At 42.4% G+C, this 25,435-nt stretch carries 11 protein-coding genes; 3 read left to right on the top strand and 8 right to left on the bottom strand.

Translation table 11 applies throughout. The features are described 5' to 3' along the window. Nucleotides 1-223: 223 nt before the first annotated feature. Together H6F52_RS16575 and H6F52_RS16570 are read left to right on the top strand one after the other, a co-directional pair. Nucleotides 224-862, top strand: coding sequence for a Uma2 family endonuclease (locus H6F52_RS16575; RefSeq protein ID WP_190536130.1), 639 nt, complete (start codon nucleotides 224-226; stop codon nucleotides 860-862). Continuing rightward, nucleotides 852-4,877: a non-ribosomal peptide synthetase gene (locus tag H6F52_RS16570; protein WP_190536129.1), complete on the top strand. Its 4,026-nt coding sequence runs from the start codon at nucleotides 852-854 to the stop codon at nucleotides 4,875-4,877. The genes H6F52_RS16575 and H6F52_RS16570 overlap by 11 nt, the downstream gene beginning before the upstream one ends. Nucleotides 4,878-4,926: 49 nt before the next feature. Here H6F52_RS16570 and H6F52_RS16565 read toward each other — a convergent pair whose 3' ends face one another. Further along, nucleotides 4,927-5,655, bottom strand: a complete 729-nt coding sequence (locus tag H6F52_RS16565; protein WP_190536128.1) for an iron-containing redox enzyme family protein — start codon at nucleotides 5,653-5,655, stop codon at nucleotides 4,927-4,929. Nucleotides 5,656-5,843: 188 nt separating this feature from the next. Next, the gene (locus H6F52_RS16560) at nucleotides 5,844-11,375 is read right to left on the bottom strand and encodes an ATP-binding sensor histidine kinase (RefSeq protein ID WP_190536127.1); all 5,532 of its coding nucleotides are present in this window, start codon (nucleotides 11,373-11,375) and stop codon (nucleotides 5,844-5,846) included. Nucleotides 11,376-12,165: 790 nt separating this feature from the next. Here H6F52_RS16560 and H6F52_RS16555 point away from each other — a divergent pair. Beyond that, on the top strand, nucleotides 12,166-13,590 hold the full coding sequence (locus H6F52_RS16555) for a WGR domain-containing protein (RefSeq protein ID WP_190536126.1): 1,425 nt from the start codon (nucleotides 12,166-12,168) through the stop codon (nucleotides 13,588-13,590). A gap of 293 nt (nucleotides 13,591-13,883) precedes the next feature. Here H6F52_RS16555 and H6F52_RS16550 read toward each other — a convergent pair whose 3' ends face one another. The 6 genes from H6F52_RS16550 to H6F52_RS16525 all read right to left on the bottom strand — a co-directional run. After that, nucleotides 13,884-15,236 carry a pentapeptide repeat-containing protein gene (locus H6F52_RS16550; RefSeq protein WP_190536125.1) on the bottom strand — a complete coding sequence of 451 codons (1,353 nt, stop codon included), beginning with the start codon at nucleotides 15,234-15,236 and terminating at the stop codon, nucleotides 13,884-13,886. Between the two features lie 385 nt (nucleotides 15,237-15,621). Beyond that, nucleotides 15,622-17,460: a VWA domain-containing protein gene (locus H6F52_RS16545; protein WP_190536124.1), complete on the bottom strand. Its 1,839-nt coding sequence runs from the start codon at nucleotides 17,458-17,460 to the stop codon at nucleotides 15,622-15,624. Nucleotides 17,461-17,685: 225 nt separating this feature from the next. After that, a complete protein-coding gene (locus H6F52_RS16540; RefSeq protein WP_190536123.1) occupies nucleotides 17,686-19,089 on the bottom strand; it encodes a reverse transcriptase family protein in 1,404 nt (467 codons plus the stop codon). A gap of 480 nt (nucleotides 19,090-19,569) precedes the next feature. After that, nucleotides 19,570-21,210, bottom strand: coding sequence for an SWIM zinc finger family protein (locus H6F52_RS16535; RefSeq protein WP_190536122.1), 1,641 nt, complete (start codon nucleotides 21,208-21,210; stop codon nucleotides 19,570-19,572). A gap of 161 nt (nucleotides 21,211-21,371) precedes the next feature. After that, complete coding sequence (locus H6F52_RS16530; protein ID WP_190536121.1) at nucleotides 21,372-24,512, bottom strand: WGR domain-containing protein; 3,141 nt, start codon at nucleotides 24,510-24,512, stop codon at nucleotides 21,372-21,374. A 303-nt stretch (nucleotides 24,513-24,815) separates the two neighbouring features. Further along, nucleotides 24,816-25,435 (bottom strand): transposase (locus H6F52_RS16525; protein WP_190536120.1); only part of this gene is annotated, 620 nt, incomplete at its 5' end.

Genomic DNA, 25,435 nt, shown 5'->3' with positions numbered 1-25,435 from the left:
AAGTCTGTCTCGTATAATCCAGAAGTTTTAGACATTTCTGTTTGTACTTTGATCATAGCGATCGCAACTTAGCAATTCCTTCTACAATATAGCAACAGTAATTCGCTCTTTATGATGCGATCGGAGCCACCTGTCCAAAAGAAATAACTCAACCTTCAAATTAGCGCGCTATCGCCCCATTGAATAAAATGCATCTACACTGATTCTGAGAGAGCAGCAAGCTATGACTCAAGCCTTACCCAAAACAATCACCTTTGAAGACTTTCTAGAGTGGAAACCGGAAACGAGACGCTATGAACTGCATGACGGGATAATTATTGAAATGCAGCCAGTAGGAGAATATGAAGAGATTACCGGGTTTTTAGCTTCTGAACTAACTGTAGAGTTTAAGCGATTGAATCTTCCCTACTTCATACCCAATCAAGCGCTAGTTAAGCCGCCAGAAAAAAAATCAGGTTATTTACCAGACGTACTAATACTAAATCGACCTAATCTAGCGGCGGAACCGTTATGGAAAAGATCTTCAACTGTTACTCAAGGTGCGTCAATCCCTCTAGTAATTGAAGTCGTCAGTACCAATTGGCGAGATGATTACCTGCTCAAAGTTGCAGATTATGAAGAAATTGGTGTGCCTGAATATTGGATTGTTGATTACCTGGGTTTAGGCGGTAGGCGATTTATTGGCAACCCCAAGCAACCTACTATTTCGGTTTACTCATTGGTTGAGGGTGAGTACCAAGTGAATCTGTTTAGAGGTAGCGATCGCATTCAGTCGCCAGCATTTCCAGAGTTAAATTTGACGGCTAAACAGATTTTTATGGTTGGGGTGCTGATTGAACAGCAACAACAAAATGAAAGCTGAAGAAACAGAAGTTTTTGTATTTCCGGCATCTTTTGCCCAACAGCGACTGTGGTTTCTCGACCAGCTATTCCCTGGCAATACCTTTTACAATGTAGCGACTGCACTTCGCCTAAAAGGTTCGCTCAACGCTTGGGCGCTGGAGGAGACGTTCAACGAAATCGTGCGTCGCCATGAAGCTTTGCGTACCACTTTTAGGATGCTCGATGGGCAACCTGTTCAAGTCATTGCTCCCAGCTTAACCATACCTTTGCCCCTTATAGATTTGCGGCATCTATCTGCAACCGAACGGGAAGCGGAAACTCGACGACTAGCCACTGAGGAGCGATCGCGTCCTTTTGATTTATCTCAAGACTCGTTACTGCGAGTGATGCTGCTACAGCTAGATTCCTCAGAACACGTACTTTTGCTGAATCTGCACCACATTATCTCCGATGGCTGGTCGATTGGGGTGCTAATTCGGGAACTCGGAACGCTGTATACCGCTTTTGGCAATAACGAGCGATCGCCTTTGCCAGAACTACCGATCCAATATGCAGACTTTGCAGACTGGCAGCGCGAATGGCTACAGGGTGAAGTTTTAGAGACTCAGTTAGCCTACTGGAAGCAGCAACTGAACAATCTTCCCTCACTTAACTTGCCCACTGACAAACCTCGCCCAGCGGCTCCAACCTATCAAGGCGCAACGCAATTTCTAGAGTTACCGAAAAGCCTGAGTGAGGAACTAGAGGCACTTTCGCAGCGCCAAGGCGTTACTCTCTTCATGACCCTTTTGGCGGCATTTCAAACCTTACTTTACCGCTATACACAGCAAGAAGATATTGTTGTCGGCTCACCCATTGCTAACCGCAACCGCCGCGAAATTGAGGGTTTAATTGGCTTTTTTGTCAATAGTTTGGTGCTGCGTACTAATTTATCCGGCAATCCAACATTTCTGGAATTGCTGAGCAGAGTCCGGGAGGTGGCGCTAGGAGCATACGCCCATCAAGATTTACCCTTTGAGAAGCTAGTAGAGGAACTGCATCCAGAGCGCAACCTGAGCCATCATCCATTATTTCAGGTGGCATTCAGCCTACAAAATACACCCATTGAGGCGCTAGAGTTACCTGGGCTAACACTTTCGCATCTAGATTTTGACAACCCCAGCGCTAAGTTTGACCTAGAGTTTCACCTGTGGGAATCTCCGGAAGCTCTCAGAGGACAGGTAATTTACAGCACTGATTTATTTGATGATGCTACCATTACTCGGATGCTGGGACATTACCAAACGCTGCTGGAGGGTATTGTTGCAAATCCAGAGCAAAGCCTTTGCGAGTTGCCTTTATTGACAGCAGCCGAAAGGCAACAGTTATTAATTGATTGGAATAATACCAGAAGAGATTACCCGCAAAACCAGTGTTTTCATCAGTTGTTTGAGGCACAAGTAGAGCAGATTCCGAATGCGATTGCGCTCATCTTTGAAAATCAGCAATTAACCTACCGCGAACTCAACATCAGAGCCAATCAACTTGCACACCACCTACAACAATTGGGGGTAGTTCCAGACGTTCTAGTTGGCATCTGTATAGAGCGTTCCCTAGAGATGATTGTAGGACTGTTAGGCATCCTCAAAGCCGGAGGAGCATACCTGCCTTTAGATCCCACCTATCCACAAGAACGTCTTAGCTTCATGCTAGAGGACGCTCAGGTATCGATCTTGCTAACTCATTCCCATCTATCCTCCCTGTTGAAGACCTGTTGGGAGGATCGCCAAGACGGTTTATCTGTAGTTTGTTTGGATACGGACTTGGATGCGATCGCTCACCATCCCCAACACAACCCAACCAGCAACGTAACATCTGAAAATCTAGCTTATGTCATCTACACCTCTGGCTCAACCGGAAAACCAAAAGGCGTTTTAGTGCAGCACAGAGGACTGTCTAACTTAGCAGAAGCTCAGCTTGAGGTTTTCAAGGTACAGCCAAGCGATCGCATCCTGCAATTCGCATCCTTGAGTTTTGATGCCTCAATCTTCGAGATTGTCATGGCATTGCGATCGGGAGCCACTCTCTATTTAGCCAAAAAAGAAACTCTTCTACCTGGACAACCCTTAATCAAGTTATTGCGCGAGAATGCGATTACTCACGCCACGCTCCCGCCTACTGTACTCGCAGTATTACCAGAAAAACTTCCTGCGCTGCAAACTATCATCTGTGCAGGCGAATCTTGTTCTAAAGATATTGTAAACAAATTGGCTTCTGATCGCAGATTTTTTAACGCTTATGGACCAACTGAATCAACTGTTTGGGCTACGATTTCAGAAATTAATGACAATAGCAAAAAGCCGCCCATCGGTCGCCCAATTGCTAACACTCAAATTTATATATTAGATAAATATTTACAGCCTGTACCCATCGGAATTACTGGCGAATTGTACATCCAGGGTGATGGACTGGCGCAGGGATATCTCAATCGCCCTGATTTAACTACCGAACGATTTATTCTTAATCCTTTCAAAAAGGCAAAAATAGAAAATGAAGAAGAAACCCGAAAAAACTCTTTTTTCTCCCCCCTTTTAAAGGGGGGTAGGGAGGAGCGTCTTTATAAAACCGGCGATTTAGCTCGTTATCGACCAGACGGCAACATTGAATTTTTAGGTCGCCTTGATGACCAAGTAAAAATTCGCGGTTTCCGCATCGAATTAGGAGAGATTGAGGCACTGCTGACTCAGCATCCGACAGTCAGAGAAACGGTGGTAATTGCTACAGAGATATCTGGTGATAAGCGTTTAATCGCTTATATTGTGCCAGCCCAAAATTTTACCCCTACAATCATTGAACTCCGTGATTTCCTAAGGAAGAAGTTGCCAGAATACATGGTTCCTTCAGCTTTTGTCATGATAGAAGCTCTGCCTTTAACACCTAATGGCAAAGTCAATCGTCGGAACTTACCCGAACCCGATAATTCAACTAGCCAAACCCTAGATAAGGCTTACATTGAACCTCGTAATCCGACTGAGTCAGTCCTCGCCAAAATCTGGGTTAAAGTTCTTAACATCGAGCGTGTAAGTATTTACGATAACTTCTTCGATTTAGGGGGAAATTCGCTGCTGAGTATCACCCTCATGGAGCAGATACGCAAGCAATTTGAGCGCGAATTACCGCTATCTACTCTATTCTTAAATCCAACTATTGAAGGTCTAGCCAGCACGCTATCTCCAGAAACAGATTCTCCATTTTGGTCGCCCTTGGTTGCCATTCAGCCTAAAGGTTCAAATCCACCTTTCTTCTGCGTTCATCCCATTTTTGGAGTTGTCTTTCCTTATTATGAAGTCGCATATCATTTGGGGACAGAACAACCATTTTATGGGCTACAACCTCTGGGTATGGACGGAGAACAATCCCCATTAACTCGTATTGAGGATATAGCGGCTTATTATATTGATGCCTTACGTGCAGTGCAGCCGAATGGCCCTTATTTTTTAGGAGGTTGGTCTTTTGGAGGCTTGGTTGCTTTTGAAATGGCTCAACAATTTCAAAAAACTGGGCATAAAGTAGCTCTACTGGCTGTGATAGATACTTCCGCACCAATTTCTAAAAACAAACCTTCCTTCGGGGACGGTTTAAAGTTTCTGATGAACACAGTAGCGCGACATATATGGCCTTATTTTATGGATTATTTTTATCTTATAGCCGCTACCGACAAGCCCCAAAGCAAGCTAATCTCTAAAGAATCTAAAAAACGAATATTAAAAGAATTAAGAAGTAAATCGATACTTAGGGTTTTTCAAGCGAATAGTCAAGCAGCGCTTAGCTATGTGCCGCAAGTCTATCCTAGCAAAATTACTCTTTTGAAAAATAGCGAACAAAATATCGCTGCGAATCAAGATCCAAGTATGGGTTGGGGCGAGCTAGCTGGAGGAGGAGTGGAAATTTATAACATTCCTGGCAATCACCTAACCATGCTCAAGAAACCCCATGTCCAGGTTCTCACCGAACAGTTAAGAACCTGTATTGAGAATGCACAGGTCGAAAGATAAGAGCGATCGCTACATCACACAGTACAGCGATCGCTCTTTTCGTAGCGTACTATTCGTACAAAGCCCATAAGTAGTGGGCACCCAGCACCAGCCCTTGAGCAACATGAGCGCGGTTGCGTGGCTCCTCCCAACTGGGTTCTGCCAAAGTCAGTAGTTCTCGTGCGTGTTCTACGTCAAGTTCCTCGTGGACAGTATAGTGTGACTGGCTACCCGGCGCTGCCCAACCTCGCTCGTTAATCGTGCGGGCGATCATCCCACTAACACTCGAATACAGATGCTCCAGCATCCCCAAAGCGGCTCCACCCGCTTCACTTGATTGCGTCAGACAGTAGCCCAGAAGTGAATGATTGAAAGCTAACACTGATGCAGGACAGGGTATTTCTAAATCTTCTGGAGTGGCACCTAAAGCCCGCAAAAATTGGCGGAAGGTGTATTTGTGAGAGTTCAATAAATTGCCGTGACCATGTTCTTCAGCCACGTTTTCCATCACCGAAAGTCGCCGTTCTAATACTGGAGTCCGAGCCAAAACTGCCGCTAATGATTGCGAAAATGACTCAATTGCAAAACAAATTGGTAGCTGTGTGCAAAGAAATTGTGCCCGTGAGGTAGAGGGTGCCTGCATCCACATAAAGTAAGGATGACGGTGGAAATCATAAGCCTTATTTACCATCAGCACTGCTTCTGATAGCGTGGTGCATCTCACTATATCTTCTACATACAATTGGTGAAGTCCTACTTTTCTCTCGGTAGCAATCGAGCAATTGTCTAGGAGCTGCATGACTTATCTCTTCCCGCTAACCTTACCCCTCAGTGGTAGCCTTTCTCTACATCCCTAGTCCACCGTGAATGTGCGTATGTGAATGTGCGTAACTATGAGCTTTACATAAAGAAATGTTTAAGCAAAATTACTGAGAATGCTGCTTGTCCTCTATCTGAATAAAGGAGATCCGCTTGTGAAGACAAAGGTTAATGTTGCGGACGGATCGGAATCTCAACAATAAATTCAGTTCCCTGCCCAAGTGTGGAAAAACATTGCAATTGACCGCCGTGTTTTTCCACCACAATCTGGTAACTAATTGCTAACCCTAGCCCTGTCCCTTTACCAATCGGTTTTGTAGTAAAGAAAGGATCGAAAATACGTTTTTTGACTTCCTCTGTCATCCCAGGGCCATTATCAGCAATGGCAATCAGAACCCGACTTTCGTCTACGACACAGGTGCGAATCCGGATTGTCGGTAATTGGTAATCGCTGGTTGACAATTGGTTATCTGAATGTTGTTCTTTCCGTTCCCATGAAGACAAACAAGATGCCTGGGCTATTTCCTGGTAATGTCCTTTTGTCTTTGAATCATTACTCATTACTTCTTCCAAAGTATCGATCGCATTAGCCAGAAGATTCATAAATACTTGGTTAAGCTGACCTGCATAACACTCTATGAGCGGCAGCGAACCATACTCCTTAATCACTTTAATAGCCGGAATTTCTGTCTTAGCCTTCAGGCGGTTTTGCAGAATTAATAACGTACTATCTAGCCCTGAGTGAACATCGACCTCTTTCATTTCTGCCTCATCAAGGCGCGAAAAATTCCTCAAACTCAGGACAATTTGACGAATTCTGTCAGCCCCCACTTTCATCGAGGACAGCATTTTTGGTAAATCTTCAACTAAGAAATCTACTTCTATCGCCTCCGCTTCGTCTTGAATCTCAGACACCGGATTGGGATAATGCTTGGCATATAGCTGCATTAGGTTTAGTAGGTCTTGAGTATATTCATTAACGTGGACAAGGTTGCCGTAGATAAAGTTAACTGGGTTATTAATTTCGTGGGCAACTCCCGCTACTAATTGACCCAAGCTAGACATTTTCTCGGTCTGAATTAATTGCGTCTGAGTACGCTTAAGTTCTTGTAGAGTTTGGGATAACCGTACATTTTTTTCATTTAGCTCATGCGTCCTCTCTTGGACTTTTTGTTCCATCGAATTGTAAAGCATAGCATTTTCCAGAGAAATTGCTACCTGAGCTGAAAGTACTCTTAAAACTTCTATCCTATCGGGAGTAAAAGCTCCGGATGTCAGATTATTTTCTAAATAAAGAATACCGATTAATTTCCCTTGATTAAGGATAGGCATACAGAGAACGGACTTCAATTTATTTAGCTCTATATAAGAGTCATTAATAAACTTTCCCTCACTAGCCGCATCATTTAGAACCACATCTGAGCGAGTTCTTTTTACATAATTAATCACTGTCAGAGGTAACTCTTGACAACCTTTAAGCGGAGTTGACTGCCGAACAACAACCTCTTTTGATTCAACCGATGAACGGGCTTCAATCAGCAGTTTTTCATCTCTTACCAAGAGTAGTAAACCTTTTTGTGCGCCAGCATTCTCGATAGATATTTTCATTAAAGAAGCCAGTAACTTATCCAACACGATACAAGCAGCGATCGCTTGACTAGCTTTCATCACAGTGGTGAAGTCCAACGTATTAGAACTACTACCCGTAGAGGAATGTCCAGTAGTCGTGGGAGTATCTTTAACGCGAGGCAGAATAGATGTTTTAGTCAGAAAGTGCGGATATTTTTCATCTAAATCTTCTACTTTGCGCTTAGCTCCCCAACGTTGATAGCCGTAATAAGCTTCTGTAATATGGACTTTAGCATACTTCTCTTTTCCTTTCGCTAACCAAAACTTAGCAGCGAGTTCATTCGCTAAAGCTTCATTCTGAATAAACTCATTTTCTTTTGCGGACTCAATGGCGCGTTCATACAAGTCTATCGCCTCTAAATCATTGCCAGTGATGCGACTAATTTCAGCTTCTACTAACAGGTACTTGTGTAGAAAGTTTTCTGGACAGTTGTCTGCCCAAATCTTCATCTGCTTTTGATTCGCTGCTAACGTCTCGCAAGATTGTTTTTGTACAGATTCTGAAGCATTCGGATAGAGAGCAACTAGAATCAGTGAGTGATAAAAGTTATGTGTAGATACTGAGATATGACCGAAAATAGAAGTAAGTAGCTTTGAAGCTAACAAACTACTGTTCAAAGCTAAATCCGGTTTTTCGTATAAGTAAAGAATTTGGGCTTTTAAAATATGGAATTCACAAATTGCCGCCGAACTTTGATGTTGTTCGCAACTTGTCAAGAAGTTGGATTCGCTAATCCCATCATTTTCAAAAGATAAGGTTCCAGCAGTCATGCCTATCAAGTTCGACACCGCTAGTTTATAACCTAAAATTATATCAATTGCCCATTGATTTTTACTCTTTTGGCAAAATAGCAAAGACTGAGGTATTTGTTTTAAACTTTGCTCTAAACTTTTACATTGATGGAAGGAAGCAATGACTTTGTGAAGACGAGTATAACCTGCCCATTGCAAATCTCCAAAGTCTAGCCCCGTTTTATATGCCTCATCATTAATTGTATGACTAAACTTAATTGGCTTCACCCAATTGCTCAAGTAATTGGCAAGAACCACCAATTCTGCACATTTTTGAGCTACATTATTAAACTTATTACTTAGTTTAGTTGCTAAGACCCCAAACTCATAACCAGAGTGAGAATTCCCTAAAATTGCGCTGAGTATCATTCCATAACACGAGTAGCTATACGCTGCTCCTGATGCATAACCATAGGTGAGAGAAAGATTAACTGTTTTAACAGTAACTAGCTGCCAAAGGTCAAAATTGACAAAATATGCTAAAGGCCCCATGTTTGCTAACAATTTGACTGCTGCTTTTACTTCCGGAATTTTTATTGCTTCTAAATTAATTAAAGACCCAATCTCATGGGTTTCTAATTTCTTATTAACTTCGCCTATTTCTAGCTCAACTGCTGTTGCTAATTCCCCTTCAGGTAAGTCAATTCCTAGCAGACTAAGAGCATTACGACCTGCTTGAATTGCCTCTTGATATTTCGCAAGCATGGTATGCTGCACAATCAGCATATTATAAACTTCAGCTTTGTCGAGAACTGATTTTGCTTGAGATAGGGTTAGATCCAGCAAGGCTTCAGCCTGAGCAAAATTACCGTTTAAATACTCAATTTCGGCTCGTTTTTTATGCAATGAAAAAGCTAGATCGTAGCGTTTTACCCAAATATCGCTTGGTAAAACATTCATACAAGCAGTCAAATAGTGAAGTGCTGAGCTGTATGCGGTTGCATCTTTCGCTTTTCGAGCTGCTTCCAAATTCAATATTATTAATTCAATTTTTGCCTCTTCATCGACAATTAAGTCAGAACCGATATTTAGATGATCGACTAATTTAAAAATTATTTCTATCTGGTCTTCCAAAGGCGTACTTGCTAAAAGGAGATTGCCAATTTTGAGATGAACTGCTTTTTGAAGCGAGTTATCAATCAGTGCATAAGCTGCATGTTGCACGCGGTCGTGTGAAAATTTATAATTAAAAACTAATAGTTGAGAACTAACCCCTTCCTCTTCGGTCGTTTCCAACACAGAAGTAGGCTTAATTAATTCTTCTTTCAGAGCTGGCAAAAGGTCTTTAAAAGTTTCATAAATTGATTTCTCATAAATGATAGACAGGGTATTTAAATCGAAACTATTGCCGACACAAGCTGCTAACCGTAAAGCCTGCTGTGTTGAATTCGGCAATTTTTTTAATTTTCCTATCATTAATTCGACAACATTATCAGTAATACCCAACGCTTCAATTTGAGCGATGTCCCATTGCCATAGGGCTTTACTTGCCTCTTCTTCCCCCTGAGTAAGAAAGGTCTGAGGGGGGGTGAAGGTAAGCAGGTTTTCCTGATATAGGGTTTTTAGAAATTCATTGACAAAGAAGGGATTTCCTTCTGTTTTACGCAGGATGAGGGAAGCTAAGGATCTTACTGATTCCCTATCCGTATGCAAGGTGTCAGCAATCAAGTGGGTAATATGCTCAAGTTCTAAAGGTGCTAGATTAATCTGGTTGATGATAGCTCCATCATCGCGTAAACTATCCAGCGTAATCATCAAGGGATGAGTGGAGCTGACTTCATTATCCCGATATGCTCCAATGAGAAATAGATAGTGCGTTTGATCATCCGTCATCATCAACTCCATCAATTTGAGCGTGGCAGAGTCAGCCCACTGCAAATCATCCAGAAAGATGACTAATGGATGTTCTTGTTGGCAAAATACCCGAATAAAGTTTTGAAAGACTAAATTAAAGCGGTTTTGGGATTCAGTTGGCCCTAATTCTTGAACTCTAGGCTGAGAACCGACAATGAGTTCTACCTCAGGAATAACATCAATAATAATTTGCCCGTTAGAGCCAAGGGCTTCTAGGAGTTTTTCTTTCCACTGGTTGAGCTGTGCTTCGCTTTCCGTTAAAAGTTGCTGGATTAAGGCAGAAAAGGCGCTGACAACAGCAGAATAGGGAATACTCCGCTGAAACTGGTCAAATTTCCCTGAAATGAAATAAGCTCGCTGTTGAGTGATTGGTTTATAAATTTCTTGCACTAAACATGACTTGCCGATGCCAGAATAACCCGACACCAACATCATCTCAATATCCCCTGGCATTGGCTTACCAAACGAGAATTGGCTCACTCGTTCAAATGCTGTTAGTAAAGTATTAATTTCTTGCTCTCTGCCATAGAGCTTCTCAGGGATTTGAAATTTATTAGAGATATCATGACGACCGGGAGAGAACTCTGGAAGTTGGTTATTTATTTCTAATTGAGTTAGACAATATTCTAAATCTGCTTGAATTCCATAAGCACTTTGATATCTATCTTCAGCAGTTTTAGCCAGCAATTTCATAACAATGTCCGAAACTGCTTTGGGAATGTTTTGATTAAGCTTATGAGGCGGAATTGGCGTAAGCGCAATATGATTATGTACTAACTCTATTGCATCAGTACCATTAAAAGGTAGTCTGCCAGTGAGAAGCTCGTAGAAGGTAACGCCAAGGGAGTAAAAGTCAGTACGATAATCCAGCGAACGATTCATTCTGCCAGTTTGCTCTGGCGACATATAGGCAAGAGTGCCTTCTAAAACATTGGGATTTTTTAGGGTAGGGTTTTCCCGCGACAAAACGCTGGAAATCCCAAAATCAATAAATTTGACTTGCCTACTTTTTGGATCAAAAACAATATTAGATGGATTAATATCTTTGTGAATAATGTTTAAATTATGCAGTTTAGCTAAAGTTTCAACAATTTTTATAGTAATTTTCATAGCGTCTAAAACTGTAAAATTTTGTTTGTCCATCAATATCTTTAGAGATTGACCCCCAAAATCCTCCAAGAGCATTACTAGAGTATTTTGATATGATTTTAAATCATACGCTTTAGCAACACCATCTATATTCAACGAACGGGTAATTTCATATTCTTGCTTATACCTAGAAATTTCTTCTGGTAATGGATAGTCTTCTTTGATAACTTTAAGAATAAGAGGCAAATTATCCTGAAGTCGGCATCCTCGATACACAAGCGACTTGCTACTTTCATAAATTAGCTCAAAAATCTGATATCCCGGAATTGTTCTCATAATTATTCCATTTACGGATTTGTAGGCGATCCAGTCCAGTTAGAGACGCTTTTTGTAAGTGAACACTAGATCAGCCTATTGTGCTGAAGTAAAATTAAAACTTTATTCGATTAATTGAAAGCGTATTTATACGGAAATATAGTTTGCTCCTCAGTGAATATCAGTGTATACACAGTTTGGGCAAGTCATCTTTCTGACACTCTAAAAAATGTAACCTAAAATACTAATTGCTTTGTTGACTTGTCCAAATAAATGTAGCCAAATGTTAGAGATAGTTTGAGTAAAAAGGATTAAAAGAGTCTAACCAAGTGTATTTTAATGCTTGTAAAAACATTGCTTGCCATCTGGAACTGCATCTAATCCTCGTTCAAAAAACTTATTCTTGAGATTCGCCTGCCAGTGGTGAATTTTTAAGGATTGCAAGACCAACCGAAAAGACTGGGATGTTAATGATTTTACAAAAAATATATAAATCTGTATTTATCAATAAAAAATGTTTTATGTCTAATTTTTATAAAAAGTTAACAAATGGACTTTTTTCTTAATTCTACTTTAATTACTATATTTATTTGATATAAAGTTGACATACATATACGAATCCAAGGAAGTGAGCTTGAGCTGAAATTTTACTGATTTTCATTTATGAATGCCAAGTGCAAAGTTAAAAGAGGATTTATGCTATTTTTGAAATTTTAATTTTCTCCTTTTAACACGGCAGAATACTGAATTAAGAATGGAAAATTTTAGGCAAGATAGATATTTATTAATACATACAGAATTGGAGGAAAAAATGACTCAAGAGAAAACGTATCTAGAATTGTCAGAGTCAGATAGTAGTTCTCACAAATTTTATGAAGTAATTGTCAACGGTACGGAAGTATCGATTCGTTACGGTCGCATTGGTGACTCAGGACAAACTCAAGTTAAAACCTATCCAACCCCGGAAAAAGCTAAAGCTGAGGCGACCAAAAAGATTAATGAGAAACTGAAGAAAGGTTACGAACAAGCAGTTATGGGAGTGCGAAGTAAACGTCCCGTGACTCGACGGGAAATAAAGAGCGATCGCTCAACTGCAAACCAAGCACCTGTAGTTTGGAAATTCGCCTCTTCTTCCCCTGCTTTCGGTATCTTTATTGACAACTCGCGCTGTTGGTTTGGCAATCAAGCGGGTCAAATTTTTGCTCTCAGCCATACGGGAATTGTGCAAAATCAGTTTCGTCTTCCTGACGGCGTGAAGTGTATTGTCGCTGATGAAGGCTGGCTTTATGCGGGATGCGATGATGGCAAAGTATACGATTTGACAGGGAAAATTCCCCGTGTTGCTTATGAAATTGCCCTCAATGTGAATATCTTCTGGCTGGATATCAAAGATGCCATTCTCGGTGTTTCTGATGACGCTGGAAATGTTACAACTATCAATCACGAAGATGAGTCTCAATGGACTAAAAAAAGTAGTGGCGAGTATGGCTGGATGGTGCGCTGCGATGAAATTGGTATTTATCACGGTCACAGCAACGGCGTAACCATGTATGACTGGGAAGATGGAACGAAGATTTGGAATCAGAAAACTCGCGGTGAGGTGCTATTTGGCTGGCAAGAAGAAGCATTTGTATATGCTAGTACCAGTGAGAATCAAGTTTATTGCTTCACCAAGAAAGGGGAAGTTAGCACAATTTATCAATGTGATGCGCCTGTTTATTCTTGCGCGACTGCTGAAGAAGGTAAATATGTCTTTGCAGGCGATAATTGCTCCTCAATTTATTGTTTTACTCAACAAGGAGAGCGTCTTTGGAAACTAGCCACTGGCTGCGGTTCTGCTTTTTCCATGCAGTTTATAGATGACCATCTCTACATCGTCACCACCGATGGTTCTCTTGCTTGCATCGATGCTAGTGAAGCTGCAATCAAAGCGGCGCAAGCGGGTACAGTTCCCCAGGCTATTAACATTAAAGCACCTACTGCCGTTGCCGCAGCCGTTCCTTCTAATACTTTAGAAACGACATCGAACGCCAGTCAGGGAGTAATTGTCGAGTGCTTTAAAGAAGGTGGGAAGTTAAGAATTCGCGCTGTTTCTCCTGGTTATAATCCCAGTTGGAAAGTGCAATTTCCTCAGGAGATTCGCTCCGAAGGTGCGCGTTATCTGGTGGAAGAGGTGCGCGAATCTTCTCGTGGCGGATTTTATCGTGCTTTTGGAGATATTAAGAAATTGGTTTAGTTCAAAGATATGATTCAGTAGGCTGGGTTGAGGTTACGAAACGTAAAGTTAAGTAGTTACGACTACATTTGTTGGGTTGAACGATAGTTCAACCCAACAAATAAGACTGCTTTTTCTGTGGTTCTTTTGTTACGAAACAAATAGGAATGCTATAAGTATTTGTTGAGTTTTTCTGTTGCTCAAATCCAACCTACAATTATTTTTAAATGGCGTAATTTTTGGAATTGGATGGGTGAAGGCTCAACTCTACCAAAGTATAGGGGTTGCCAAAGTTCTCTTGAATTTAGGTTATGTTATATTTGTTGAGCCGTTTTCCACTCCGAATCAAAGAACACTAAATCTTCTCTATCAGATTCCACATACGCTGCTTCATTTTTGGATACATCATTAAGAGATAGTCCAATAATGAGACTTGTTTTATCGCTCAAGAGCATAAAACGGCGATGTTCTTTGTCGGATTGAAGTATCTGAATTTCTCCTGAATATGAGAAATTTTTTAAAAATTTTTTTGCATGAGTATTTGTTAGTCTTGGTCTGTTTGGGTTCAAAACTTTATTAGAAGTCAGAACTCTTAAATCCGGAGAAATAGAAACTCCAAAACTTACTAACTTTGAGAGATTGTCTAGAGCTGAATTATCCAGATAAGGGTCAAATATTGCTTCAACTTTAGAAACATCTATTAACTTTGCTAGACTTTTCAAATTCTCTTCAGGCTTATCTTTTTGGAGACGTGTTGAGGTGTATGTATAACGCCTTTTATCCTTGTCTTGTTCTTCTTTGCAGAATGCAGCAAACTCTTCGGGTGCAAATTTTCTTCCACCGCTCGGATGAAGTTCTTGATTGTCTTCTTTTCGATAGATGTACTCGCAAGCAATATTATTAAACTTTGTATCACCGTTAGGGTGCCAGTCTTCTATACAGGCTCCTGTAAGCTTTGCTCCTGTAAAGTCTGTTGCTAATGCTTTTACTCTGACTAAGCAAGCTCCATCGAGAATTGCACCAGTCAGGTTAGTGTTACTAAGATTAGCATCGCTTAAATTAGCGTTTGTAAGATCAGCACCACTAAAATTAGCGTTACTAAGATCAGCACCACTAAAATCTACTCCTATGATAGTAGCATTGCTAAATTCGGCTTCCTGTAGATAAGCTCTGGGCATTTTGACGCAATTCAAAATAGCTTTTTTGAAATTTGCCCTGTATAATTTGGCTCCCAAAAAAAGCGCATTTTTGAAAGTAGCATTGCTAAAATCAGCTTCATTAAAAATACTCCTAAAACTCTCAATACCTTGAAAATCAGCATAGCTGAAATTCACAGAACCACAGTTAGCGTCAGCTATTTTAGTTCCAATAAGTCTAGCTTTTATGAGTTTGGCGTTACTAAGCTTTGTATTATTGAAGTGAGCAAAGCTAAGGTTCGCACCCGTAAGGTTGGCTCCACTAAGATCCGCCTCATATAATCCGGCTCCAGTGAGATCGGCTTCACTGAGATCGGCTTTGCTTAGAATAGCTTTTCCAAGAACTACTCCGCTGAGGTTAGCTCCTTGAAGATTAGCCTCCTTAAATTCAGCTCTTTTGAAATTTGTATTACTAAGGTTTTCTTTGCTGAGATTGGCTCTATGGAAGCTAGGTATGATTTGTGAATTCATTCCACGCCAAGCATTCCAAACATTCACTCCTTGCTAGAGTATAGCAAGATGGTATGGATCTGGTGCGTCGTTTGTCCAAACTAGCTTAAACATATTCCATAGTCCTCAGTTATCTTTAAGCAAAGTAAGCGTTACTCACTTACCCCAGTCAAGGTGAGTTCAACGAAGTTAGGTTATTTCAGTCTAGCTAATTGACTATGAATTGAGAATGATTGTGTTGTCAGTGAATTTCTCTGCTTACTGGGTTACGCTGTTGCTAACCGACCCCACGCAATCATCAGATTTATGAATTTTATCCTAGTTGATCAAAAACACCTTGGCAGGGGTAGCATTAGTCACTTTAGCTTTGTGTATCTCTATATTGCTCAACGTTAAAAAAACAGTCCTATTGAACTAACCTGCGAATCTTCCCATAAGCAACATAAGACCCCCCATTCTTAGCTTCTTCCACTTCATCAACAACATAAAGAACATTTTCTTCGCGAATGTCGCGGGGAAAGCGGATATTGTAGTTAGGATCGTACCCATCGGACACGACTCTCGCTCTCAATTTACTGCCTTCTTTCACACACTGCACGAGAACTCCATCACCTACAGTATCAATTGTTTCTAAATCGGCAGCAGAAGCAGGTGCATTCAGCTTTTGTCGTTTTGGGCTGGAAGAAGATGTACCATTTTGAGATGATGCGGCGCGTTCTTGTCCAGGTTGCACTAAGCGGCGAATGTTACCGGAGACGCGATAAAAGCTACCGTTAGCAGATAGATTAATTTCATCAACAATGTAGGTGACACCTTCTTCCCGAATATTACGAGGGAATTGCACATTAAAATCAGGATTGTAACCGTCAGAAATGACGTGAATCCGCAACTTACCACTAATGCGATCGCATTTCACCAAAACTCCCGCATCCACGCTGGAAACCGCCTGTAAGCTGTTGGCACTCGCAGCAAGTCCGCGTAATTTCAAATCGCCGCGATCGCGTGTAAGAGCTTGGTAAGATTGATCTCGCATCTCCTTGCGACTGACACTATCAAACTTTTTGCTCTCCAGGCGTTGTGCATAATAATCCAGTTGTTCCATCTCTTCGGCAACTTCAAAGGATTCATGCAATGCTTTGAGCTTGAGATCCTCAATTGTCTTGCGAAGTTTCTGGGATGCGGCGGTATAATCTCCTTTGTCAGCGAGTGCGATCGCTTCATCTTTTACCTTACCAATCCTCAGCTTACTTGTTTGCTCTACAACCGCTGCATTTGGCTGCACATTGTTGGCTGACTCAGCATCAGCAACGGTTAGGCTAATCGGGATTTCGTCAGTGAATTGTTGAATGCTGCCATCGACAACCGCTTGATATTTATAAGCAACGGTGGCAATATTTTTTACCCCAAGATTTGCTTGCGGATGTATTGACAATTCTACAGCTAACTGCTTATTTTCTACCTCATAAACATCGCCGCAGAAAACTTCCAGATTGTTGCCAATCGGATTGGATCGGTAATTGTTGAGAATCCCGGTAATTTGTACAGAATCCTCTGGTTGCAGCGTCACCGTCAGATTTTGCGCGACAACAGACGTGAGGCTTTCTAGTTCGATTCTGAATACATCAGTAGCATCGTCAGGCGATTGGATGAAATAGAAGTTTCCCCCGGCAGCATTTGCCATACCGATGAGCAAATCTTCATTAAAATAAGTTCCAAACCCTAAAGTTGTTGTAATGATTCCTTGTTCAGCTTGTTGTCTTGCAGTGTTAATTAATACCTGAGAATCGGTAATCCCAACATTTGCCTGTCCATCTGTTAATAATAAAACGCGATTGATGCGTTCTGTGGACTGCTGAGATTTTACATTGTCGCATCCCATCAACCAGCCGCCACTCAAGTTAGTACACCCGCCAGCTTTTACTTTACCAATTAGCGAACGAATGACAGCTTTATCCTGAACCAGTTGGTGCTGAAGAATCGTTTCCGGCGTATCGTCATAAATTACAACTGAAAGAAAATCCTCCGGTGTCAAATATTCCACAAGCCTTTGTGCAGCTTGAATAGCATTCTTAAGTGGCGCTCCCGCCATCGAACCCGATCTATCAATTACTACACTCAAATTAAGCGGAAGACGCGGTACTTTGTTGCAGGTTTCTTCTTCAGCCTTGAAACTAACAATCAGGTCTACAGTGGACGGGGTAGCGGCTGCAATAAGCGATTGACTCAGGGAGTAAGTTGCTTTCATTTGTAGCGTCCTCTAGATATTTTGTGCAGTTTCTAGCGTCGAGTCGAGAATACCGTTTTTTTGATTTGTGACTTAGATAAACTACAAGAGTAGAGATGGAAATTTCCGATTTTTTATGGAGAAAATTGCATATTTTTCAACTTCCAACAAAATCAAAACTTGTAGAGGCATAGCAATGCCATGCCCCTACAGATATATCCCTAACACGTGATATTTTTTTCAGTATTACCGTCTGTATTTATCTCGAATTCGTCGAATTTGCTCTTGAAACTCAACACCCTTTTGCGGATTAACCATAGCGACAAAATTGGCATAACCCTGAATCGAAGACATCACATTATCAGAATTTCCCCAATGCTTACCTTCCAAGCCCTCTTTCTCAATTTGGAACAAAGTAGCACGAAAACGTTTTAGCTCTTTTTTAGAAACATTTGGATAATCATTTACTACAATTCCAGTAACTTCATGCTGCCGATTTTTCCGTAATATTCTAGTTTTTTGTTCGTTAATCGAAAACCCTTCATAAGCCACGATTGACTGAGTGCGTTTGAGAATGTTGCAGATATTTCGGAGGCTATCACCAGAAGCCGAAAAAGTTAAATCGTCAGCGTAGCGAGTATAAACAAAACCCAATTCGTCAGCCATACTGGTAAGCCGTCGATCTAAGCGGCGACACATTAGATTCGTAATTGCTGGAGAAGCTGGCGAACCTTGGGGTAAATGTCGATCGGTGAGTGCTACATAATAAGTTTTGCCGTCTAATTCAACCTCCTCGATATCCGGTTGAGTACACAGCAAGCCGAAAATTGTTGCCGCAGCTTCCGAATAACCGAATGATTGAAAAAGTCCTTTAACTCGCTTATAGGAAATTGAGGGGAAGAAATCTTTCAGGTCAAAATTGATAATTACGTCGCGTTTTACGTGAGGTTGAGCGTTGCTGACAATAGAGCGATCGCGTCTAAAACCATGAGCTGCATCGTGCAGTTCCAGCTTTTCCAAAATATTTCCCAAAATCCAATGCTGCGCCTGCTTCAAGCGTGGCATCGGTGCCGAAATCAGCCGTTCTCCACCCGTTTTTTTAGGAATCTTGAAGCGGATATAGTGAGAAATTGTCGAAGTCTTGCGGGAAAAAGCGAGAAAGCGCAATTGTCCCACAGTAATTCCCATTGCAGCGGCAATTTCGTAGGGTGTACCGCACAAAGGTAATCCATAACTTCGCAACCTTTCCTCATCGCACTCAGTATAGTTAAGTCCACCTGAGACATCTTCACCGAGATAAAGGATTTCTCGCTCTTTTCTTTGCCGCCACTCTTCCGCTCGTTCTTGCCTTTCCCGTTCCCGCCGTTCTTTCGTCTCCTGTCGCTTTCGCCGCGACTCGGCGAGGCGTTGCTTGAGTAGCTGCTTGCGAAGTTCTTTTTCGTTGTGAAGACGCGAACTCTGCTGTCGCAGTTCATCCAGTTCTCTCCGGATCTCTCCCATCCGCCGAATGTCATCGGCTGGATCTTGCGGTATCTCACCTTGTGCAGGCCAGAACCCATAACGTATCATCTCTTCGAGGATGAATTCCTCTTTTCCCGTTTGTCGGATGCGATCGTAGAGTTCCTGGCGGGTACGAGGCTGATCTGACATATTTGTTGGGGTTGAAGTAGCGATACCATTTTGAACATTATAGTACAGATGTACTTAATAGCAATCGGGGAATAATCCCTGAAACCTGGTAGTAATGGAGGCTGGGGTTTCCGAAAAGCATTCCCAACATCTGACTGGGAACGATGAGGATATTTATCTAGTCCGCGCAGGTGGACTTTTTTGTATAGCCCCAGACTTCAGCTTGTGGGGGCGTTGGTAGCTAAAAATAATAAAATCACGCGCCGCTGTCAGTTGGTTGCCCCTTCGTAAATCCCTCTGGACTAGATTGCTCAACTCAAGCGGTCTCAGGGCTACCCCCTTCTTACACTTCAGGGAAGTCCCACCGGAAAAGGGGGTAGCCCTGAATGACCGCACAGTTAAGAGCAGGCTAGTGGTGCATGGCTAAGCTAAACGCAAGGACGACGATCCATCGTCCGGATTGCAAGGCTGTTTACCAACTGATTAGGTGCGCGTGATTCGTCAATACTGACGGGCGTGTTGCATTCGCAACGCCAGAATGTGTTCGCAAGGGCCTTTGTACAGTTTATTCTGTTGATGCCAGTTGCAAGTACATTCTGCGGCTATTATACGCTCGTCTGCGTCAACTGTCAATGAAGGATTCAAGGTTTTACCTTTGTCTGAAACATTACCTTGCAGAGTAAACGCTCTCGTGGCATCGCTAGTAACATTAGTCACCTGCACAGCATTGTAAACCAAGAAACGGGTTGCCTTCTCTTCTCGCTCGTTGGCAAAGCGCAACCGTTCCATTGGCAAAGGTTCTCGCGTCAGTTCCCGCACTCGATAAACTTGCTTGTTTAAGTCGTAAATCGCACGTCCGGCTTGCGTATAAGCACTTAAAGCACCGAGAACTACGGCACGGTTTAAACCAAGGCGTTCCGCAAGCGAATCGGGACTTTCTACCCAATTCTTCTTCAGCGCCTCGAAAATTTGTTGCTGCGTCCATTTGTCGATGTCGGCGCGGGGTGCCATTAAGTCAAAGTTACCAGATTGCGACCAGTCGTTTGCCGTCCATCCCGATAAACCGAGGGTAAAGGACATATCGCCTAAGTCAGCGACATAGAAGGAAGGCATACCCGTACCGAGTAGGTGAACGGTAAACTTTTTCGCCACGGGGATGAGACGTTCGAGGATGTGGAGGCGGCGGCGTCCCCAAACGCGGATTTCTTGTGATTGCGATCCAGTGTAGAGCGATCGCGCACAAACGATTTCAATTCCCCACGGATCAAACGTTATCCGCACGGGTTCCCCAGGTTTAAGATGGTAGCGCATACTGCGAGGCCCTTGCTTCTCCTTGTGGCGACGCAGCACAAAGCACATATTGTAAATATCCATCGGATGCAAATCAACTCGCGTTGCTGGTAAAGACATCGCAGAACTAACTTGCAAAAAGCCTCTTACCCAACTGTCGGGTAAATCGATTTTGACTTCTTTAAAAGTTTCTTCGTGGGTAGTTTGAACTTCAAAACCAGAGGGATCTATTTCAAATTTGGTGTTTTTGTAACTGCGGATTTTTTGAAACTCGTCGTAAAGTGCCGCTGAGTAATCAATATTAGTCGTACCGCAGGCAAACTCGTTGATATTCTTAAAGACTTCGTAGCTGGCACCGAGACGCCCATAACTGGATTCATCTTGACTGAAACATTCAAAAAATACTTCATCGGGATGAACTGTAATCACCGGGTCGAGGACAAACCAAGCATCGCGGTCTTTTTGATAAAGGTAATCAAAATAGCGGCGTTGTGCCTTGTAAAAAGGTTCCCGACGCTGGTAACTATGCTGGCTTAATTGATTAAGTTCATCCTGCAAGGGCTTGATTTGATTCGCAACTTCTTGGCGTTGTGCGGCGATGAGTTGCCAGTCCAGATCCTGCTGTTTTGCTGCCCATTCTTTATATGCCGTTTTGTCTTTGGGTTTGAACCGCATATCGGAGACGACAACATCATGCAAGGCACTAATCGCTTCCCGAAAGGCGACATTCTGACGCAATTCTCCAATAAAGTACGTGGGTTCGCGTTTAATATCGGGAGAAAAGGACATCTGGGTGTTTGCACCGCTTTCATTAACAGATGTACTTCCGTTGTAGGCGTAGTTAAATTCCATAAGGTTTGACTTGTAGGAAGTGGGAGAAAGTAGATTTAACGAACCGCAGAAGCACTGAAGGCGCTAAGAAAAAAGGTAGGATATTTAATGGCTTTTAGGGAGGGAGAATGAAGTGCCAAGACGCGAATATAAGAAACAGAGAGGAAGGTTTATGTTTGGCTTTAGTTTCTGACTTGGGAAATAGGTTTTACCTGAATCGGTAAGGATATCTGAGGATAAGCTTTTTGAATTTTCAGCATTATCTGAATCGCAGTGGCTTTGTCGCCAATTGCCATTGTGACAGATTGTCGAGTGAGAATTCCAGCTACAATTTGTGCAGCTTCTTCACTTTTTTGGGCTTCGGTATCTAGAAAGGCAAATATTCTTTGTTTGGCAACTCTTCCGCGATTGACACCGGACAAAACGCTGATAAAGTATGGCGTTAGTTGTCGCAAGCCTTGATAATTATTTACAGCATGGTTTTCTAAATAGTTAGTAGCAAAGGTCTGCATATCCGTTGAGGGATGTTCACTGAATTTGAGTAGGTATTCTTGTCCATCGGTTTCTTTGAAGTTGCGAGTTACTAAATCGCGCCCAAAAAAACGGACATCTTCGCGAATGCTGTCGCAGACGCTAACCATTACTTCTGGAGTCCAATCTTCATTGGTGAAATCTGTGCTAAAAATTCTAGATGCAAATTCTCGCGAATCATCCCACTTTGACTCTAGTAGTCGCACTGCTGATAACATTTCTTGGGAGTTGGTGCGGATACGGTTTAATGTTTTTAAAAACATCTCTCTTGCGGCTTCACGCACTGATAAAATTTCGTGATTTGCCAGCTTGACAATCTCACTTGTCTCGAAGTCGGGAAGAAAGCGAGCGCTATTTTCTTGCAACACCAAACCCCCCAATTCTTGGGCAACTGATGATTTAGCGCGAAGAAGTTGCATCGCACGTTCTTTGCTGATGTTAGACATCCATCCGGGGATATCTTCTCGTAACAAACCCAATAAATATTTGTGAACACCTTCGTGTCTTTCTGGCGTAATTAAGATATCAATCAAGTCAGCCGCTAACTCGGCACTAAAATTGAGTTGATTGGTTGCTAAACGCCGAATCACAGGACGGATTGCATTACGAATATCAGCGACAGCGTTAATTGCCATTGAGACGATGAGGATGCGATCGCTTAACAATCTCTCATCAGGTAGTTGTCCAAAAATCCTCACCCCAATACCGCGTACTGACTCATAAGGAGAGGCAAGAAGTAATTCAATTAAATCTGGCGGTAGATCAACAGCACGAATATCATGATTTAATAGAATTCTTGCACCTAATTCTTGAATTTCCTGCATCGGGTGATTAAGTAAATCAAGGATTACACCAAACCCCAAATTACGCAGTTGCGGCGCAAAACAGAGCAACAAAGTTTCACTAATTTCTCTTGAACTATCTGTTTGCGTAGGTTCTAGTGCCAACACAGCAGCAATAATTCTTCCGATGAGTACCCTGGGGGTGGTATCGGTTAAAATTGATGAACTTAGTAACCTTCGCGCAAAAGCACGGGTATCAGCTTGTTGACTGGTCACTAAACCCGCGATAAAGTCGCTGGATTCAAAAAAGAATTCTCGTTGCTGTTCGATCCAACGATAGGCTTGTGTACGTGCTTCTGGGAATGCACAATTAGCAAGAGCCAGGACTAATGTACTGTTGGGCTGGGCGGGGTCGTAGCGATCGCGTGCCAGTAAAAAGCCGAATTCGGCGGTTATTTCGTAAGGTTTATTCAGGAATTTGATTAATGTGTCTGTGTCAAGGCTATCGCAAAATTCTTTGCAGACGCGCAACGCTTTAACTGCAAAATGATGAACGGGACGGCAATCACTTTCTATTAATAACTGTACAAGTGCTGCTGGGTTTTGCTGCCAAAGTTCGGAAAAAGCTTCTTCTCTTACTTGCGGTTCTGGATCTCCCGGTTTGTAACCATCTTGACAACGCCATGCTTTAGGATGGGAGGCATAGCGGGGACTGTTTTCGTAAAGAATATGATTAAAAATTAGGTAGCCAGCATAAGTATCCCAACCTCTAGTAAAGCTTTCATAGGAACGGCGTTGTCCGTTCCATCTCCTGAAAGTTGACTGCTTGGCTGGTTGAGCGTCATCATCCGAATACTGTAGGAGAATATTGACTGCAAGATTGATATAGTTAGAATCGCTTTCTTCACCCAAAGTTTTAAGAGTACGCCAAACTCGCCGCCGCAGATATTCACGAGTTTGTTGGCTGTAAGCTTTTTTCGACTGCGGACTCTTGAGTTCTTCAGTGTGACGTTTCCCGGTACTATAATATTCGCGCTTCACTGAGTCCCATTGCCAACCCGTTTGCTGATTATTAAACGTCCCCGGTTCTTTCTCAAAGGCATAAGCAAGGATTCCGAAAACTTCTGCATCATGGCGATACTCAGCCATCTTGAAAATATGGCGAATTCGCTGGAAGTAGTTAGATTTAAAAGGTGTTTCGCATAAAATATCGAGTAGTGCTGGACGCACGTATTGGTTATCAATTTGATAAATAGTATCGAGAACGGAAAAACGCCTGTAATCGCTGCTATTTAAATAATCGCGAAGTGTAGTTGCAAATGTTTCTGCTGTTCCATTTCGGGCTAAATCGCGCAACTCTAAGGGCAGTTGTTCTATCTTCTCAGAACGCATCTGCCCTTGTGTCTGTTCATCTGATAATTTAAATAGTGCTTCCCAGGCGATGCGGCAGACGAATTCAGCAACAGATTTATGCTGGGAAAGTTCCCTGACAAAGGGAATGGTGCTCTCATCCCCACACCAACCCAACGCCCAAGCGATGCAATAATCTCTCAAAGCTTCGCCAGTTCCAATGAGTTGAATTAACAACGGCGTAGCTTCTCTAATTTTAAGTTCGCCAGCCCGCCAAATTGCCCGTTCCAGAGGCCATTTCCGATTGTCCCGGTTCGCCAAACGGTTGAGGATGGCTTGGTGGCGTGGGTCGCTGGTGATTGGTACATTACTTGCAGTTTGGACTGGTGCGGGTGCAGCTGGCTCGCTAACTGCCCCAGCGGTGACATCCCGATAGCCCTTCTGAATTTGGGAGTCAACCAGCTTATCGAACACTCGCTGCGCTTGGGCTAAAGGTACAGCCTGAACCGTCTTTGTACCTTCCTTGAGAGTTGTACCGCGTCGTCCGTAGCGGAAGTTAACGAGGTAGCGGTTTTCACCTGTCTTGCAGAGATCGACTTCGTAGACTTTATCTGAACTCCCGGCTTGGTAGAGAAGCGTAGTCCGTTGGATGAGTTCCATACGAGTGTCTCAAAGCTTGGTGTGTAAATAGTATAAATGTACTAAATAATTGCCAAAAGCGATCGCCTTCTTTGGAGAACTCGTCAACGCTGTTTATCGCGGTTCTCGGTTGACTCACATCTTGCACCAGTACAAATGCTCTAGTTGCCAAACAGTAGCCAGAAATGAGAGAAAAGGGCATGAAACCAAAAGATAGCAAGAACAATGTCTACAATTCTTGCCCTTAGCCCAAGGGCTAGTATACACCTTGCTCGGATTGATCCCTCTTTTGTTACTAGGGGGAGAGGAGAATCAGGAATAGATTCAACTAGCAATAGGGAAACTGACAGGAGAAGCGCGAAAATCATTCATGAAGTGAATTAATTTCAAAAAGCAACGTTTCATCCCAGGAATGTTAAATACTTGTAGCCAAGGTCGAATCAAACAGTAGAAGATATAAGGTTGAATAATTAATCTCAGGTTATTCAATGAACTCTTCCAGGTCGTACCAGACTCCCAATCAGGATGTTGACTATGTTGAGAAATATTGGAGTCACTTGAGTCTGGCACTAATGATGTAGATGTTGGGCTTGATTGGGGTAAAAATTGAAATGAGGCAGCCTGAATGCTGACTAAAAGATAGGCGCTAAAAACGATTTCCCACCACCGTTCAATACTTTCATAGTCAGTCAGTCTAAAATCCGCCCAGCCTAGTTCATTTTTAACTTGCTTAAAACCATATTCAATCCAGTTTCGTAAACTATATAACTCAGCTACATTCGGTGACAAATCAATTGAAAAATTGGTCCTAATGTACCAACTTTCCTCTCCGGTTGGATCGGGAGTATTCGTCTTACTAATTTGGTAATATCTCCGGCGGTGACGTTTGCCAAAAATAATTTCTCTCAGGTAACGAGTTTCGGCTGGGCGGTGCGAAAGCCTTT

It is taken from the genome of Coleofasciculus sp. FACHB-542, from assembly GCF_014695825.1.
Taxonomy (GTDB): Bacteria; Cyanobacteriota; Cyanobacteriia; order Cyanobacteriales; family FACHB-T130; genus FACHB-T130.
This window is presented reverse-complemented; position numbering and strand designations above follow the sequence as displayed.

Bases quoted from the DNA above. Each gene is read 5' to 3' on its own strand.
- H6F52_RS16575 (WP_190536130.1), top strand. From the start codon at position 224: ATGACTCAAGCCTTACCCAAAACAATCACCTTTGAAGACTTTCTAGAG.
- H6F52_RS16570 (WP_190536129.1), top strand. From the start codon at position 852: ATGAAAGCTGAAGAAACAGAAGTTTTTGTATTTCCGGCATCTTTTGCC.
- H6F52_RS16565 (WP_190536128.1), bottom strand. From the start codon at position 5,655: ATGCAGCTCCTAGACAATTGCTCGATTGCTACCGAGAGAAAAGTAGGA.
- H6F52_RS16560 (WP_190536127.1), bottom strand. From the start codon at position 11,375: ATGAGAACAATTCCGGGATATCAGATTTTTGAGCTAATTTATGAAAGT.
- H6F52_RS16555 (WP_190536126.1), top strand. From the start codon at position 12,166: ATGACTCAAGAGAAAACGTATCTAGAATTGTCAGAGTCAGATAGTAGT.
- H6F52_RS16550 (WP_190536125.1), bottom strand. From the start codon at position 15,236: ATGAATTCACAAATCATACCTAGCTTCCATAGAGCCAATCTCAGCAAA.
- H6F52_RS16545 (WP_190536124.1), bottom strand. From the start codon at position 17,460: ATGAAAGCAACTTACTCCCTGAGTCAATCGCTTATTGCAGCCGCTACC.
- H6F52_RS16540 (WP_190536123.1), bottom strand. From the start codon at position 19,089: ATGTCAGATCAGCCTCGTACCCGCCAGGAACTCTACGATCGCATCCGA.
- H6F52_RS16535 (WP_190536122.1), bottom strand. From the start codon at position 21,210: ATGGAATTTAACTACGCCTACAACGGAAGTACATCTGTTAATGAAAGC.
- H6F52_RS16530 (WP_190536121.1), bottom strand. From the start codon at position 24,512: ATGGAACTCATCCAACGGACTACGCTTCTCTACCAAGCCGGGAGTTCA.